Annotated in this window: 15 protein-coding genes; 2 read left to right on the top strand and 13 right to left on the bottom strand. The window is 32.0% G+C overall.

Annotation, left to right across the window (positions count from 1 at the left end):
• Nucleotides 1-192: 192 nt before the first annotated feature.
• Nucleotides 193-1,227: a zinc-dependent alcohol dehydrogenase family protein gene (locus OWK30_RS04910; RefSeq protein WP_423324145.1), complete on the top strand. Its 1,035-nt coding sequence runs from the start codon at nt 193-195 to the stop codon at nt 1,225-1,227.
• Here OWK30_RS04910 and OWK30_RS04905 read toward each other — a convergent pair.
• From OWK30_RS04905 to OWK30_RS04880, 6 genes are read right to left on the bottom strand one after another with little or no spacing between them, the layout of a single operon-like run.
• Nucleotides 1,224-2,576 (bottom strand): two-component system sensor histidine kinase NtrB, encoded by a 1,353-nt coding sequence (locus tag OWK30_RS04905; protein ID WP_423324143.1) that lies wholly within the window; start codon nt 2,574-2,576, stop codon nt 1,224-1,226. The genes OWK30_RS04910 and OWK30_RS04905 overlap by 4 nt on opposite strands.
• Complete coding sequence (gene hisD / locus OWK30_RS04900; RefSeq protein ID WP_423324141.1) at nt 2,554-3,840, bottom strand: histidinol dehydrogenase; 1,287 nt, start codon at nt 3,838-3,840, stop codon at nt 2,554-2,556. The genes OWK30_RS04905 and hisD overlap by 23 nt, the downstream gene beginning before the upstream one ends.
• Nucleotides 3,824-4,915, bottom strand: a complete 1,092-nt coding sequence (locus OWK30_RS04895) for a GGDEF domain-containing protein (protein ID WP_423324139.1) — start codon at nt 4,913-4,915, stop codon at nt 3,824-3,826. The genes hisD and OWK30_RS04895 overlap by 17 nt, the downstream gene beginning before the upstream one ends.
• Complete coding sequence (locus OWK30_RS04890; RefSeq protein ID WP_423324137.1) at nt 4,897-7,260, bottom strand: DNA polymerase I; 2,364 nt, start codon at nt 7,258-7,260, stop codon at nt 4,897-4,899. The genes OWK30_RS04895 and OWK30_RS04890 overlap by 19 nt, the downstream gene beginning before the upstream one ends.
• Nucleotides 7,257-8,177 carry a branched-chain amino acid transaminase gene (locus OWK30_RS04885; RefSeq protein ID WP_423324135.1) on the bottom strand — a complete coding sequence of 307 codons (921 nt, stop codon included), beginning with the start codon at nt 8,175-8,177 and terminating at the stop codon, nt 7,257-7,259. Before OWK30_RS04885 ends, OWK30_RS04890 begins: the two co-directional genes overlap by 4 nt.
• Nucleotides 8,178-8,191: 14 nt before the next feature.
• Nucleotides 8,192-9,181 (bottom strand): NAD(P)H-dependent glycerol-3-phosphate dehydrogenase, encoded by a 990-nt coding sequence (locus OWK30_RS04880; protein ID WP_423324133.1) that lies wholly within the window; start codon nt 9,179-9,181, stop codon nt 8,192-8,194.
• Between the two features lie 48 nt (nt 9,182-9,229).
• On the opposite strand from OWK30_RS04880, the gene OWK30_RS04875 reads away from it, so the two are divergent.
• The gene (locus OWK30_RS04875; protein ID WP_423324131.1) at nt 9,230-9,508 is read left to right on the top strand and encodes a late competence development ComFB family protein; all 279 of its coding nucleotides are present in this window, start codon (nt 9,230-9,232) and stop codon (nt 9,506-9,508) included.
• A 20-nt stretch (nt 9,509-9,528) separates the two neighbouring features.
• On the opposite strand, the gene OWK30_RS04870 is transcribed toward OWK30_RS04875, so the two are convergent.
• Genes OWK30_RS04870 through nuoI form a run of 7 tightly spaced genes read right to left on the bottom strand, consistent with a single transcriptional unit; the run spans nt 9,529 to nt 16,153 of the window.
• The gene (locus tag OWK30_RS04870; protein WP_423324129.1) at nt 9,529-9,993 is read right to left on the bottom strand and encodes a ferritin family protein; all 465 of its coding nucleotides are present in this window, start codon (nt 9,991-9,993) and stop codon (nt 9,529-9,531) included.
• An 11-nt stretch (nt 9,994-10,004) separates the two neighbouring features.
• Nucleotides 10,005-11,435: an NADH-quinone oxidoreductase subunit N gene (locus tag OWK30_RS04865; protein WP_423324127.1), complete on the bottom strand. Its 1,431-nt coding sequence runs from the start codon at nt 11,433-11,435 to the stop codon at nt 10,005-10,007.
• 11 nt (nt 11,436-11,446) lie between these two features.
• Nucleotides 11,447-12,946: an NADH-quinone oxidoreductase subunit M gene (locus OWK30_RS04860; RefSeq protein WP_423324125.1), complete on the bottom strand. Its 1,500-nt coding sequence runs from the start codon at nt 12,944-12,946 to the stop codon at nt 11,447-11,449.
• Between the two features lie 10 nt (nt 12,947-12,956).
• Nucleotides 12,957-14,864 carry an NADH-quinone oxidoreductase subunit L gene (nuoL, locus tag OWK30_RS04855; RefSeq protein WP_423324123.1) on the bottom strand — a complete coding sequence of 636 codons (1,908 nt, stop codon included), beginning with the start codon at nt 14,862-14,864 and terminating at the stop codon, nt 12,957-12,959.
• Between the two features lie 10 nt (nt 14,865-14,874).
• Entirely contained in the window at nt 14,875-15,180 is a 306-nt protein-coding gene (nuoK, locus tag OWK30_RS04850; protein ID WP_423324121.1) for an NADH-quinone oxidoreductase subunit NuoK, read from the bottom strand.
• 12 nt (nt 15,181-15,192) lie between these two features.
• Complete coding sequence (locus tag OWK30_RS04845) at nt 15,193-15,693, bottom strand: NADH-quinone oxidoreductase subunit J family protein (protein ID WP_423324119.1); 501 nt, start codon at nt 15,691-15,693, stop codon at nt 15,193-15,195.
• Between the two features lies 1 nt (nt 15,694).
• Nucleotides 15,695-16,153, bottom strand: coding sequence for an NADH-quinone oxidoreductase subunit NuoI (gene nuoI / locus OWK30_RS04840; RefSeq protein ID WP_423324117.1), 459 nt, complete (start codon nt 16,151-16,153; stop codon nt 15,695-15,697).
• Nucleotides 16,154-16,155: the final 2 nt, after the last annotated feature.

The raw sequence follows: 16,155 nt of genomic DNA, 5'->3' as shown, positions 1-16,155 counted from the left end.
TTGACTACTGGAGTTACCCCATTTTTCTGAGACTGTTTTGAGTTATATTAATTATCAATATATTAGGTTGTTTACGGAAATACATCATTGAGTGTTTTACAAATTAAAATTTTTGATAGAAATTATACTTAAAAATTATTAAATTAGATTTTTAAATAAAATCTAATCAAGGAATTAATAAGGAGGACAGAAATGAAAGCGATGGTAATCAATAAAATCTGTAATATTTTTAACGAAACCCCACTATCTTTAGTTGATATCCCTATACCTAATATAAATGATGATGAAATTTTGATAAAAGTGAACACTTGTGGAGTATGTCATACCGAACTTGATGAAATAGAAGGGAGAACGCCACCTTCTTCACTCCCAATGATACCAGGGCACCAAGTAGTCGGAAAAGTTGTAAAAAAAGGTAAAAACGTAACTCTTTTCAAAATTGGAGATAGGGTAGGCGTGGGTTGGATTTTTTCAGCCTGTGGCAATTGTGAATTTTGTCAAAAAGGGCTTGAAAACCTTTGTAAAGACTTCAAAGCAACAGGAAGAGATGCTAATGGTGGCTACGCAGAATACATGAAAATAAACGAAAATTATGCAGTAAAATTACCAAATAATTTCAGCGATGAAGAAGCAGCACCTCTATTATGTGCCGGTGCTATAGGATATCGTTCGTTAAAACTTGCAAATATTGAGAATGGGATGAATCTTGGTTTAACTGGATTTGGAGCTTCAGCGCATCTTGTCTTGAAACTAGTCAAACACCTATATCCTGATACAAAAATTTTTGTTTTTGCAAGAAACCCAAAAGAACGTCAATTTGCATTAGATCTTGGTGCCATATGGAGTGGTGATATAACAGACAATTCTCCAAAATTACTCCACGCAATAATAGACACAACTCCAGTTTGGAAACCAATTGTTGAAGCTTTGAAAAACCTTACCCCAGCAGGAAGACTTGTAATAAACGCAATAAGAAAAGAAAATATTGATAAAAACTATCTTTTAAACCTTACCTACGAAAGGGATTTATGGTTTGAAAAAGAACTCAAATCTGTAGCCAATGTAACTATCTCCGATATTAAAGAGTTTGTTGAAATTGCTTCAAAAGCAAACATTAAACCAATTTATCAAACTTATACCTTAAAAGAAGCCAATTTAGCACTAAAAGAATTAAAAAGTAAAAAAATAAAAGGTGCAAAAGTAATAAAAATAAACGAAAACAACTAAAAAACAATCTCTCTTTTGCAACTTGATAAAGGTAAAATAATTTTAAATGTTGTCCCTTTACCTTCTTCTGATTCTACTTCGATTTTCCCCTCATAATTTTCAACAATATTCTTAACAATTGTCAACCCTACCCCTGTACCATCAATCTTAGTAGTAAAACTCAAAGAAAATATTTTTTCTAGGACCTCAGCAGGAATGCCTTTACCATTATCCGAAACAAAAATCACAACATTATCATCAATAATATCTGTTCCAACAACAATCTCACCACCACTTTTTGTCCCAAATTTATCAGTTATTGCATCTTTTGCATTTATTATTAAATTCAATAAAATTTGTTCTAAATGATTTTGATTTATATAAATATCACAGCATTTGTTAAACTTAACAGTAAATTTTATATTCTTACCTACTAGCCTGCTGTAAAATGAAGTAACCTCTTTAATAAAAGAACATAAATCAACTTCTGTAACTCCATAAAAATCGTCTTTTCCTAAATTTTTTAATGAAGATGTAAAGTTTTTTAAAACTTCTACATATTTATGAATCTGTTTAATGATTTTACTATCAGGATTATTTTCATCCCCCTTTGTTCTTAGATAATCTGTGAGCGAATATATACCTGTTAGTATATTTTTCATATCATGAGCAATATTATGAACAAATCTTCCCATAGCCACAAGCTTTTCATTTTGGACCAAATTTCTTTCTAATCTTTTAAGTTCTGTTATATCTTGCTTAATAGCACAAAACTCTACTATTTTCCCCTCTTCATCAAAAAAAGGAAAAATTATACTCTCATCTACATAAAGCTCACCATTTTTTCTTCTGTTTATAAATTCCCCTTTCCATTCTTTACCTGATAGTATAGTATCCCATAAATTTTCGTAAAAAGTTTTATTTTGATAATCTGTCTTCCAAATCCTTGGATTTTTTCCATAAACCTCATCAAAAGAATAACCACTAAGTTTCTCAAAACCATAATTAACAAATACAATGTTCCCTCTTATATCCGTAATAATTATTCCAAAAGGAGCCTGATTAATTATTGAGTTTAATGTAAAATACTTATTCAAAAAACTTTCAATATTAGTTTTATCCTCTAAGGTAAAAACAATATTATCATTAATCCTTGATACAACCACTCTATAAACTTTCTTTAATTCTTTAATATCAATAATAAAAAATTCATTTTCTATGTTCTCATTATAATAATCCCTTATCTTATCAATAATTATATCATAACCATTTAAACTACGAAACTTACTATTTAAAAATATAGCTTCAAGATTATCATTCGTAATTAATATTGGATAATTATATCTTTCAAATATCTTCTTTAAATCCATCCAACATCCTGTATTTAATTGTATTTCTATGAGCAGTAAGACCTTCACTATCTGCCATGTCCATAATATTATTTCCAAACTTTTTTAGATAATTTAAAGAACATTGTATGATACTGCTTCTTTTAATAAAATCATAAGTGCCAAGTGGCGAAAAAAATCTTGCACTACCTCCTGTGGGAAGCGTATGGTTTGGCCCAGCAAAATAATCCCCCACAGCTTCTGGAGTATAATGTCCCAAAAATATAGCACCAGCATTCTTAATCTTATAAAGATATTCAAAAGGGTTTCTGACACATAATTCAAAATGCTCTGGAGCAATATTATTTACAAAATTTACACCTTCTTCAAGATTTTTAACAAGTAAAATCCCGCCAAACTCTCTTAAAGATTTCTCAGCTACATTTCTCCGTTCTAATTGTGAAAGCTGAGCAAATAATTCCTTTTCTATTGCCTTTGCCAGATCTTCATTATCTGTTATTGTTATTGCACTAGCAAGCTCATCATGCTCGGCTTGCGAAAGCATATCAGCCGCAATAAATGCTGGATTAGCAGTATCATCAGCAAGAATAAGTATTTCACTAGGACCAGCAACCATATCTATATCCACAGTACCAAAAACAATCTTCTTTGCCAAAGCCACATAAATGTTGCCAGGTCCCACTATTTTATCCACTTTTTCTACAGTTTCTGTTCCATAAGCTAATGCAGCAATCGCTTGAGCTCCTCCAACTAAATACACTTTATCCACCCCAGCAAGGTAAGCTACACCTAAAACAAGCTCATTGATCTCTCCCCCACTAGTTGGACTCATCATTAAAATCTTATCTACCCCAGCAACCTTTGCAGGTACAGCATTCATTAGAACAGTGGAAGGATAACTTGCTTTACCTCCTGGCACGTATATTCCCACCTTTTCCAGTGGAGTAATTTTCTGTCCTAAAATTGCCTCATCTCTTTCTAATAAAAAGGTCTTTTCCATTTGAGCATAATGAAAAAACTCAATATTATCTTTTGCTCGATTAAATGCCACCTTCAAATTCTCGGGTATTTTATCATAAAATGTTTTTAACTCACTTCTTTCAAAATAATATTTCTTTTCAAGATTATAATTATCAAATTTTTTAGTTAACTCTATTAATGCGTTATCTCCTTCTTTTTTCACTTTTTGGATAATATCAATGACATCGCTAAGATATTTATCCTCAAAAAGTTCTCCTCTATTTAATATTTTTTTAACTTTCTCAGAATCAGGATAAAATATCATTATTAACTCCTATAATTTTCCCTTTTCCCAATTTTTTACCTGCATAAAGTTTTTCATCAGCTATTTTTATTATATGTTCTGGCTCAATATCACTTATTTCTTTAGATGGCACCAATACCATACCACCTGAAATATCTAAAATTTCAGGTAAATTCAGCTCTAAACGTAATCTTACAATAATATCTTTTATCTTTTTTGCAACACCTAGCATCATCGAGATATCAGCTTCTGGTAATATTAAATAGAATTCATCTCCACCAAACCTTCCTACGATATCAGCCTTTCTAAATGTTTCTCGCATTGTATTAGAAAATTTTTTTAAAAACTCATCACCAGCAAGGTGACCTTTAGTATCATTTATCTCTTTAAAATTATCTATATCAAAAATTCCCAAGGAGAAACTTTTACCATATCTGTCAAACATATTTACAAATCGCTCAAGAAAATCATAAAGAGCCAGTTTATTGTAACCACCTGTTAAAAAATCTACAAACATTTGTTTTGTTAGTCTCTCTGCATCAAACAACTTTCTTAGAGATATCGCTATCTTAAATGATAAATCTTTTATAAAATCTGTACTTCGTTTTTCTATGAATCTTTTAGGATTAGCTGAATATAAATTTAGCGAACCGATAATTTTACCATTCTCTATTATTGGCGATATTAGATAAGAACTCATGTTATTATAAATATCATACTCACTAATAAAATTAACCCTTCCTACTCCCGCATAAACTTTTTTCTCTAAAAAGAAATATCTAAAAACCTTACTTTCTACAAAGTAAACCCTATCATCTATTATGTCACTTTCTCTCTCAAACGAGAAAGCTTCTCTATCAATAAAAAGAGATGCTTTATCAATTTCAAAAATTTCTTCCAAATACTTTAAGGGCTTATTTGCTATTTCAGCTACTGATTCGCATAGCAAAAAAGCATACTCTACAATCTTAAACCCCTTCTGCTTTATTTCATTTTCTTTTATCAGTTCTATAATCCCCTCGAGCTCCTTCTTTAATTCATGATTTTCTTTTAAAATTTCATTAAGTTTTTTCCCCACTACTTCAAATCTCCCCAAGTTTTTCCTACCCCATAATTCACTAACAGGGGAACATCAAGCTTAACAACATTCTCCATCAGTTCTCTAACATCCTTTATAAACATATCAACTATTTCTTCTTTAACTTCAAATACAAGCTCATCGTGAATTTGCAATATCATTCTAGCATTAACATTATTTTTTTGTAAATATTTATATATATTAATCATAGCAAGTTTTATAATATCCGCTGCCGATCCTTGAATGGGAGCATTAATTGCTACTCTTTCAGCACGTTGTCTTATCATCTTATTTTTACTATCAATATTTTTAATAAACCTTTTTCTATGAAGGATTGTTTCTGTATATCCTTTCTCGCTGGCATACCTAATAACACTTTCAATATAATCCTTTACCTTAGGATACAACTTAAAGTATTTATCGATAAAATCAGTCGCTTCCTTTTGTGAAATTCCTGTATCTCTTGATAATCCATAAGAGCTTAATCCATATACTATGCCAAAATTTACCGCTTTAGCAAGCCTTCTTAACTTGTCATCCACTGTATCCACATTAAATATTTCCTTTGCCGTTTTAGTATGAATATCTTGATTTTTATTAAACGCCTCAAGTAGCTTCTCATCTTTTGACAAATGAGCCAAAATTCTTAGTTCTATCTGAGAATAATCAAAACTCACAAAAACAAATCCACTTTCAGCCTCAAAGCAATCCCTTATCCTTTTTCCATAATCTGTCCCTATAGGAATATTCTGTAAGTTAGGATTAATAGAGCTTATCCTTCCTGTTGTAGTCCCTGTTTGATTAAATTCTGAATGAATTCTTCCACTACTATCAGCATAACTCAATAAATTAATAGTATATGTACTTTTAAGTTTGTTTAACTCTCTATATGCAAGAATTTTTTCAATTAGCAAAACATGCTCTGGATTTTGGTTAATAAGCTCTTTTAACGTCTCTTCGGATGTTGAAAACCCAGTTTTTGTCTTTTTAACTGGCCTTAATCCCAATTTTTCAAACAATATTACTGATAGTTGTTTAGGTGAATTTAAATTAAATTTTTCTTTACAATATGAAAAAATTTCTTTTTCAATAACAAGCAATTTTTTTTCTAACTCCTCATGTATTTTATACACTTTATCAGCATTTATTTTAATTCCATTTTTTTCCATTTCAGCAAGAACTAATAATACATTACATTCAATATCTTCATAAAGCTTTTCTAATTCAAGACTTCTTAATTTATCAACTTCTTCTTCAGCCATTAAAGATAGTCTTTTCAAAAAAGATTCTACACTTTCACCTTTATTTTTTTTTATACTACCTGCATCAGGGTTGTTCATCCAGGTCACAATTTTTAAATCATAAAACTTTTTAGGTACTATTGAATGTTTTTTAATGATTCCTTTTAAGTCATAAAAATACTTAATCTTTTCTATCTTTGAGAATTCATTGATAAGTTTCCCATTTTTAAAAAAATGTATTTTATTATCAATCCAAGCTACTAAATCAATATATTCTTTCTTTAAATCTGATTCCTCAACATCTTCTCTAAACAATCGTTTAAAGACAGTTTTCAATTCTAATTGAATTAAATATTTTTTAAGCAGATTATCATCCCGTTTACTATCATAAAGTTCAATAGTATCAATTTGTTCAAGATCAATTAATGATCTACTAAAAAAAGCATCATCTTTACCTGCCAATAATTTATCTTTTAGTTTTCCCTTTATTTTATCTAGATTTTCATAAAGATTTTCTAAAGAGCCAAATTCACTAATAAGCTTTGCCGCAGTTTTTTCTCCAACCCCTTTCACCCCTGGAATATTATCTGATTTGTCACCACATAATGCTAAAAAATCTTTAATCTGCTCAGGATAAACACCTATTTTGTTTAAAACACCGTCTCTATCCAATAAACTCTCATCTTGATAATCATATATTTTAACTCTACTATTTACAAGCTGATATAAATCTTTATCCTTAGTAATTACATATATTACTTTATTATTATTTTTTCTAACTAATGTATAAATAATATCATCAGCTTCAGTTGCTTCTTTAACAGCAACGTGAACGCCCAACAAAGGTAGTATTTCTTTTAATCTCTCAATCTGAACAATTAAATCTTCAGGTGTTTTTTCTCTTTGAGATTTATATTCGCTATGTATTTTGTGTCTTTTAGTCTCTCCTTTTGAATCAAATACCACATATATTTTTTCAGGATTAAGTTTTTCTTTCAATGAAATAATCAGATTCAAAAACGAGTGTAAAACTGAAGTAGGCTCCCCTTTTGAATTACTCAAAGGGGGAGTTTTATAATATATCCTGTAACTTACTGAATGTCCATCGATGATTAATATCATTTAACGAATGCCAGCCAGTTGCTATACTTTTTATTTTTACCTTTAACAATTTCAAAAAAAGTACTTTGAATTTTTTCAGTTATTTTTCCTCTTCTACCGATACCTATAGGTCTTCCATCAAGTTCTCTGATAGGTGTCACTTCTGCCGCTGTACCAGTAAAAAACGCCTCATCTGCTATATACATTTCATCTCTCGTAAACCTTCTCTCGATAACCTCATACCCCAAATCTCTAGCAATAGTAATTATAGAATCTCGTGTAATCCCTTTTAATATAGATGTAACTGGCGGTGTATATACAACACCATCTTTAATTATAAAGATGTTTTCTCCACTCCCTTCAGCCACATAACCATCCGGATCTAAAAATAGTGCTTCATCATATCCACTCATTAAAGCTTCTCTTTTTGCTAACACTGACGTAATGTAATTACCACATGCTTTTGCTCTTGTTGCAATAGTATTAACATGAAACCTATTAAAACTTGACGTTTTAACTTTTATACCATTACTTATTCCTTCTTCACCTAGATATGCTCCCCAGCTCCACGCTGCAATAACTGTATCAACAGGAAAATCATTACTAACTGCAAGCCCCAAGCTTTTGTATCCATAATAAACTATTGGCCTGATATAACAGCTTTTAAGCTCATTTTTCTTCACGGTATCAAGAATAGCATTATTTATTTCTTCCTCTGTAAATGGAATTTCCATCATAAATATCTTTGCTGATTCAAAGAGTCTTTTAACGTGTTCTTTTAATCTAAATACTGCAGGACCTTCGTCAGTTTCATAGCATCTAATCCCTTCAAATACCCCAACCCCGTAGTGCAACGTATGTGATAAAACATGGGTAGTAGCATCCTCCCATTTTAAAAATTCACCATTTCTCCATATAAACTTTCCACCTTCAAACATAATCCTTTTTCCTCCTATATATTTTCTTCTTTTAACGGTCTTTTCATTATGTCATAAAAAGATTGTTGAGGATCTTTTGACTCATAAATAATTTTGTAAACTTCTTCAGTTATAGGCATTTCAATTTCTAAATCTTTTGATAGTTCATACGCAGCTTTTACAGTATAAACCCCTTCAGCAATCATTTTCATACTTTCAATAATATCATCAATTTTTTCTCCTTTACCTAGCCTAATACCCACACTTCGGTTTCTACTCAACTCACCTGTACATGTTAGTACTAAATCTCCCATTCCTGACAGTCCCATAAACGTCTCCAACTCGCCTCCAATTTTTAATCCTAATCGTGTAATCTCTCTCAAGCCTCTTGTAATAATACCAGCTCTCGCATTGTTTCCAAATCCTAAACCATCAGAAATACCTGTAGCAATTGCTATAACATTTTTCATTGCTCCACCTACTTCAACCCCTACCACATCTTTTAGTGTATAACACCTAAAATATTCATTAGAAAAAATCCTCTGCCATAGTCTAGCCTCCTTATTATCAAACGATGCAATGCTAACTGCAGTAGGTTTCTTCATAGCTACTTCTTTTGCAAAAGAAGGGCCAGATAAAACAGATAGTTTAACACTTATTATCTCTTCAAATATTTCATGTACAAATTTTTTATATGTTATTTCAATCCCTTTTGTAGCAACAATTATATGTTTATCAACTAAATCTTTTTTGAATTTTAATAATGTTTCTCGTGTAAACTGTGTAGGAACTGCCCATAATATTTTATCAAAATTTCCCTTATATTCGTCAAAAAGGTAACATTTCAATCTTTTATTAAGCTTTACCCCTTTCAAGAATATAGTATTCTCGTTGTATTTATTAATAGATTCTTTTAACTCTTCTTCAAGAACATATAAATATACCTCATGATTATTATCTGACAACAAATTTGCTAAAGCAGTACCCCAACTTCCACCACCAATAACAGCTATTTTCTCTTGCAATAAACTCCCTCCTATACTAAATTTACTCTAAACATTTTAGGAGGTTTTATGGCTAAAATCAACATTTATGATATCGAAAAAATAAAAAATGTTAATGAGAAAAGAGTTTGGAATTTAATAGTAGAATTTTATGAATCTCATACTGAATATTGTACATGTAGAGATTGTATTTTAGATGTTGTTTCAATAACTTTAAACACAATACCGCCTCATTACCAGGTCTCTGATGATCTAACAATTGCTATAAACAAAATAAGTGATGATGAGATATTAAAAACAATAAAGAAAGCAGCTGATAGAGTAGCTAAATACCCCCACCATATATAAAAGGGAGCTTTTAGCCCCCTTTAATTTTCTTCATAAATAATATCATCATAAATATTCTGTATTTTATTCCTATGTGTTGCCTCTTCAATAGCCATTCTTTTAAAAAAATCCTCAGTTTCAGTCCCTTTGAATTTTTCTGCAAGTTTTTCATAGAAGACTCTTGAATTATCTTCATGTTTCATAGCTATTCTCAACACGTCTTGTACAGATAAATCTTCTGTAATAACCTGAGGTAAGACCATTTGTGCTATACCTAAGTCAGTAGTATAAAACTTAGTTTCAGGTCCAATATGCTCTATTTTCCCTGTTTCAATGGCAGTCTTTATCATTTCTTTATGTTTTATTTCTTCTTCTGCCAGTTCTTTAATGATTGATTTAGCACCAAGATCAGTTATCAATTCACAAAGCTTCATATAAAAATCATGAGCTTTCTGTTCTTTATCTAATGCATCTTCAAGCGCTTTCTTAAGTGTAATTTCACTCATTTCTGTCCTCATTATACGATCATACTTTTAACGATATTAATTAAAAAACTAGGGAAAATAGTTAATAATAATACTACAGCTGATGCTATAAAAGTCGCAATAAAGGCAGCTGGCTTAATGTTAGCTTCTACCTCGTATTCAGCTTCTTTGAAATACATAAACACAGTTACTCTCATATAGTAATAACATGCAACTGCACTGTTCAACACCCCTATTATTGCAAGCCAGTAGATTTTAGCTTTTATAGCTGCCATAAATATATAAAATTTACCAATAAAACCTGCTAAAGGAGGTATACCTGCTAATGAAAACATAAAGAGTAACATAGCAAGAGAAAATAGGGGGTGTTTTTTAGCTAAACCAGCAAAACTCTCCAATCTTTCATCATCTATTATCCCCTTATTTTTAAGTACAGAAAGGAGAGTAAATGCCCCTATATTCATAAAAGCATAAATCATTGTATACAATGCTATAGCTTGATAACCAATATCATTTGCAGCAACTAAGCCTATAAGCATGTATCCTGCATGCGAAATAGCTGAGTAAGCAAGCATTCTTTTAACATTATTTTGTGCTATTGCTACTAAATTTCCATAAGTCATTGTTAATACAGCTAAGATTGCAAAAAATAACTGCCATTTTTCAGCTGCAGGAACACCTGCAACCATCAAAAACCTTACCATTCCACCAAATGCAGCTGCTTTTGGTGCTACGGTCATAAATCCTGCCACAGGAGTTGGTGCCCCATTATACACATCAGGAGCCCACATATGAAAAGGGAATGCTGAAATTTTAAATGCAAAACCAGCAAACATCAAAATTAAACCAAATATTATACTAAAGTGAGAAATACCGTTATTTTTAATAAATTCAGCTATTATATGATATTTTGTGCTACCCGTATATCCAAACACATAACTTAAGCCATAAAGGAAAATGCCTGATGAAAATGCACCCATAATAAAGTATTTTATGCCAGCTTCATTAGAGGCTATATCTTTTTTATTATATCCAGCCAAGATATACATAGCAATAGCCATTGTCTCTAATCCAAGATAAAATACTGAAAGATCAGTCGCACTGACCATAAACATCATACCAATAATACTAAAATACATTATGACATAATATTCACCTTTATTAATCCCTCTCTCTTTGAGATAGTCTACTGAACCAAGTGTTGTCAAAATATATGCAAATGCAAAGGTTAGAAAAAATGCATACGAATAAACATCCCATACAACCATTTTGCCAAAACCATAGATTTTGAACCCACTAAATGGCGGGATAGATGCTATTAGTGCCAACAATATAAAAGCAATGCCAAAATACCCCACCCCTGATTTTCTGTCCTCATCGGCCAATACATCTATAACAATCAGCAAGAGGCCAAAAATTGTCATCAAAATTTCAGGCAATATAGATACAATACTTTGAGCCATTATAAGCCTCCCTATTTAAGCGCTATTTTAACTGTATTTATTTGTTCTATCAGATTTTTCACACTTTCATGCATGTATGAAGTGAATGTTTCGGGATATATACCAACCCAGAATACTATTATAATAAGTGGAAATAGATAAATAAACTCTCTAACATTCACATCTTCGATATTCTCCCATTTACTATTAAATTGCTGGAAAAACACTCTCTGATACATCCAAAGCATATAAACAGCCGCAAAAATCACCCCAGAAGCTGCTATTATAGCATAGTCAGAAAATGCTTTAAATGCACCAACTAGAACAAGAAATTCACCTATAAATGCCCCCATACTTGGTAAGCCAATAGATCCAAAAGTAAATATTGCAAATATTGTTGCATATACAGGAACCTTTTGTGCAATGCCACCATAATCAGCAATCAGCCTAGTATGTGTTCTTTCATATATTAAACCAATTAACAAGAAGAGCGCACCTGTTATAATTCCATGATTGAACATTTGTAATATACCACCTTCAATACCGGATTGATTTAGTGCGTAAATACCTAATGTCACAAACCCCATATGACTCACAGATGAGTAAGCAACTAGCTTTTTAACATCTTCTTGGACCATAGCTACCAAAGCACCATAAATTATAGCTACAATTGACAGTATTGCCACTAAAGGTACAAATTTAATTGATGCAATAGGTGTAATTGGCAAGCAAAATCTTAAGAAGCCATATGTACCCATTTTCAAAAGCACACCAGCCAAAATAACTGAGCCAGCAGTAGGAGCTTCTACGTGTGCATCAGGCAACCATGTGTGGAATGGAAACATTGGAACTTTAATTGCGAATCCTAAAAAGAATGCCAGAAAAACTATTGTCTGAAAACTTACAGAATACTGTGCACTTGCTGCAGTAATTTTTAATATATCAAAAGTATACTCACCTGTTAACTGTCCATGTTTGAAGTAAAGCGCTATAATTGCTAACATCATTAAAACTGAACCAGCAAGAGTGTATAGGAAAAACTTTATAGCTGCGTAAACTCTCCTCTTACCACCCCATACGCCTATAATAAGATACATTGGAATAAGCATTGCTTCCCAGAATATATAGAAAAGGAAAAAATCTAATGAAACAAACACACCAACAATAGCAGCTTCTAATATCAACATTGCAATATAAAATTCTCTTTGCCTTTTACCAATATATTTAAAGGATGCTAAAATTGAAATTGCAGTCAATAAGGTGGTAAGAAATACCATTAGAATAGATATGCCATCAACACCCACATAGTAACTAATCCCCCAAGCTTTAACCCAATCATATTTCTCAACAAACTGCATAGCTGCAGTACCTTTATCAAAATTCCACATTAATGGCATTGTAAGTAAAAACTCGATGACACTTGCAACAAAAGCAGCCCACATCGTAGCTTTACCGCTTCTCCATAAAGCAAATATCACTAGTGCTGACACTACTGGGAAGAAAATCAGTATTGATAAGATATTACTCATCATATCTAGCCCCCTACACCATATAGAAAATTGTTAATAATAGAATTAAGCCAAGTACAAACGTGAATATGTATGTCTGTATTCTACCAGTTTGAATAATTCTGAAAAATCTACCAAGAAATTGAGCAACCCAACCGAATGCATTTACAATGAAATCTATGAAATTTGCATCGAACCCTTTCCATAAAAACTTTGAAATCATAATAATAGGCTGAACGAAAAGAACATCATAAAGCTCATCAAAGTACCATTTGTTGTAGAAAAATTTATGTATAGGTCTAAATGTACTAACTGTTTTAGCAGGTAATTCCGGAATCTTAACATAGTATAAATATGATACAAAAATTCCTGCAGCAGCAACAACAACTGAAAGAATCATGAGAAAATAACTTGTACCAGTTGATATGTGAGGAATATGTAGATTCTCAGGAACAAGCACAGGTTCTAAAAATTTGTGAATAAATCCATGTTCAGGTGGAAATCCAAAAAATCCTGCCGCAACAGACATAATTGCTAAAAGTATCAAAGGAAATGTCATCTGCCATGGTGACTCATGTGCATGATCATATAAATGTTTATCTCTTGGTTGTCCCACAAACACATACCACCATAATCTAAACATATAAAATGCTGTCATAAACGCCACAACAGTACCAACAAACCATGCGAATTTATGCCCACTTGCATAAGTCATTGCTAAGATTTCATCCTTACTAAAAAAACCAGCAAAAGGAGGAATTCCTGCAATCGCTATACATCCAATCAAGAATGTATAACCTGTAATCTTCATTTTATTCAAAAGACCACCCATTTTTCTAATATCAAGCTCATCCTGCATAGCATGCATTACACTACCAGAGCAGAGAAACAATAGTGCCTTAAAAAAGGCATGTGTAAAAAGGTGAAATATACCTGCTACATAGGCACCAACCCCTGTTGCCATGATCATATAACCTAACTGACTCACAGTTGAATAAGCCAACACCCTTTTGAAATCAAACTGTGTTAAACCTATTGTTGCACCAAGTAATGCTGTTGCTGCACCAACAAATACTACAATATTACTTGTTATATGAGCTTCTGAGAAAAGCGGATTACATCTTGCTACCATATAAACACCAGCGGTAACCATTGTTGCTGCGTGGATTAATGCAGATACTGGTGTAGGACCTTCCATCGCATCAGGCAACCACACATGAAGTGGAAATTGTGCTGACTTACCAATTGCACCGCAAAATAACCCAAACGTCATTAAATCCAAAAGGCTTAAATTTAATCCAAAAATACTAAATGTATTATTCTTAATCTGTTCAATAATTTCATAATTAAATGCATCATGATATGTTAAGCTCTTGAATGTCATTATCACAAGTAATAAACCTATATAAAATCCAAAATCACCTATTCTATTAACTACAAACGCTTTCTTAGAAGCATCTGCAGCACTCTTTTTATGGAACCAAAATCCTATCAATGCATAGGATGATAAACCAACCAACTCCCAACCTACAAATAGCATTAAAAAGTTATTTCCTAATACTAGGATTAACATAGAAAGTGTAAACATAGATAAGTATGTAAAGAATCTCCAATAACCTGGATCATCATGCATATACCCTATAGAATATATATGCACCATAGTACTAACAAATGTAACAACTATCAGCATTATCGCAGAAAGAGGATCTATGAGTATTCCAAAAGGAACAGTGATTTTTCCTGCTATTACCCACTCATAAACTGTAGCATCAACCCTATAGCCTCCAGCTACTTTAAAAAACGTCATTATTGACAGTGCTAATGATATTAAAACACCTGCTATTGCGATAAAATGAGCATTTCTCTTTATGTAAAGTCTTCCAAAAATTCCATTTATTAAAAATGCAGCTAATGGCGCTATTAGTATACCTAACTCAATCATATCCCTACTCCTATCCTCTTAGTGAATTGATTTCATCAGCATTTATTGTAGCTTTATTTCTGAAGAGTGAAATTATCAACGCCAAACCTACAGCAGCCTCAGCAGCAGCTACACACATAACAAAGACAATAAAGATTTGACCTGTCATAGTATGCAAATACTTAGAATATGCAGCTAAATTTATATTAACGGCATTTAGCATTAACTCAAGCGACATAAACATCACAATAAGATTCCTTCTAATAATGACACCAGCGATTCCAATCCCAAAAAGGATTGCGCTCAATATCAGATAATGCTGCAACGTCATTTCCATTATCCACCTCCCCTACTCTTTCTTCGCCAGCACTATTGCACCAATCATAGCCACAAGCAATAGGATAGAAGCAATTTCAAAGGGTACAAGAAAATTAGTAAATAACTCTTTTCCGAATAACTTAACATTACCCAATTCCTTCATCATTTGCTCTGTAACACTGCCTTTAAGCCCAAGAATGTTAGTAGTTTTCATAGCTATAAATATTTGAACAACTAATACTATAGAAACAAGAGTCCCAATTGCATATCTAAATGGAATTTTGATAAAACCATGAGATTTTGGGTTAAGCAACATGACAACAAATAGATATAATACTAATATTGCTCCAGCATAAACCAAAACCTGAATTGCAGCTATAAATTCAGCATCAAGCTGAACAAAAATACCTGCTACACTAAAAAAAGTAAGTAACATCCACAGGGCTGAATGGACAGGGTTAATTCTTGTTATCATAAACAGTGATGATACAATGGCTAAAAATGCCAAGATATAAAATGCCACCTGTTCCATTTTATTCTCCTTTATCTTCTTCTATATGTTCTTTATACTTATTAACTAAAAAATTCATATTAACCCTGTAGCCATCTCTTGTTGGTCTTACAACATCATAACTTGTGCCCATGTGGATTGCATCAACTGGACATGCTTCTTCACAAAATCCACAATAAATACATCTATCAAGTTCAATCTCATATTTTTTTATTAATCTCTCGCCATTTGGTCCAGCATCAGTCTCTATATATATACATTCTGAAGGGCAAACTTTTTCACATAAATAACAACCCACACATTTTGGTCGTCCTTGTTCATCTGTTTTCATATAGTGAACGCCCCTAAATCTTTCATAAATAGGGGTGGCTTCAAATGGATATTTATAAGTAACGGGCTTTTTAAACATATGTTTAAGGGTTACACCAAGCCCTTGCATTATTTCAGTAAAAAATATGTAGTCAAATATATTTTTCGCCATAG

Source organism: Deferribacter abyssi (genome assembly GCF_049472655.1).
Classification (GTDB): domain Bacteria; phylum Chrysiogenota; class Deferribacteres; order Deferribacterales; family Deferribacteraceae; genus Deferribacter; species Deferribacter abyssi.
The sequence above is the reverse complement of the archived record's forward strand: the minus strand, read 5'-3'. Positions and strand labels throughout refer to the sequence as shown.

Bases quoted from the DNA above. Each gene is read 5' to 3' on its own strand.
- hisD (WP_423324141.1), bottom strand. From the start codon at position 3,840: ATGATATTTTATCCTGATTCTGAGAAAGTTAAAAAAATATTAAATAGA.
- OWK30_RS04845 (WP_423324119.1), bottom strand. From the start codon at position 15,693: ATGGAACAGGTGGCATTTTATATCTTGGCATTTTTAGCCATTGTATCA.
- OWK30_RS04875 (WP_423324131.1), top strand. From the start codon at position 9,230: ATGGCTAAAATCAACATTTATGATATCGAAAAAATAAAAAATGTTAAT.
- OWK30_RS04870 (WP_423324129.1), bottom strand. From the start codon at position 9,993: ATGAGTGAAATTACACTTAAGAAAGCGCTTGAAGATGCATTAGATAAA.
- OWK30_RS04890 (WP_423324137.1), bottom strand. From the start codon at position 7,260: ATGATATTAATCATCGATGGACATTCAGTAAGTTACAGGATATATTAT.
- OWK30_RS04885 (WP_423324135.1), bottom strand. From the start codon at position 8,177: ATGTTTGAAGGTGGAAAGTTTATATGGAGAAATGGTGAATTTTTAAAA.
- nuoI (WP_423324117.1), bottom strand. From the start codon at position 16,153: ATGGCGAAAAATATATTTGACTACATATTTTTTACTGAAATAATGCAA.
- OWK30_RS04860 (WP_423324125.1), bottom strand. From the start codon at position 12,946: ATGATGAGTAATATCTTATCAATACTGATTTTCTTCCCAGTAGTGTCA.
- nuoK (WP_423324121.1), bottom strand. From the start codon at position 15,180: ATGGAAATGACGTTGCAGCATTATCTGATATTGAGCGCAATCCTTTTT.
- OWK30_RS04910 (WP_423324145.1), top strand. From the start codon at position 193: ATGAAAGCGATGGTAATCAATAAAATCTGTAATATTTTTAACGAAACC.
- nuoL (WP_423324123.1), bottom strand. From the start codon at position 14,864: ATGATTGAGTTAGGTATACTAATAGCGCCATTAGCTGCATTTTTAATA.
- OWK30_RS04865 (WP_423324127.1), bottom strand. From the start codon at position 11,435: ATGGCTCAAAGTATTGTATCTATATTGCCTGAAATTTTGATGACAATT.
- OWK30_RS04905 (WP_423324143.1), bottom strand. From the start codon at position 2,576: ATGGATTTAAAGAAGATATTTGAAAGATATAATTATCCAATATTAATT.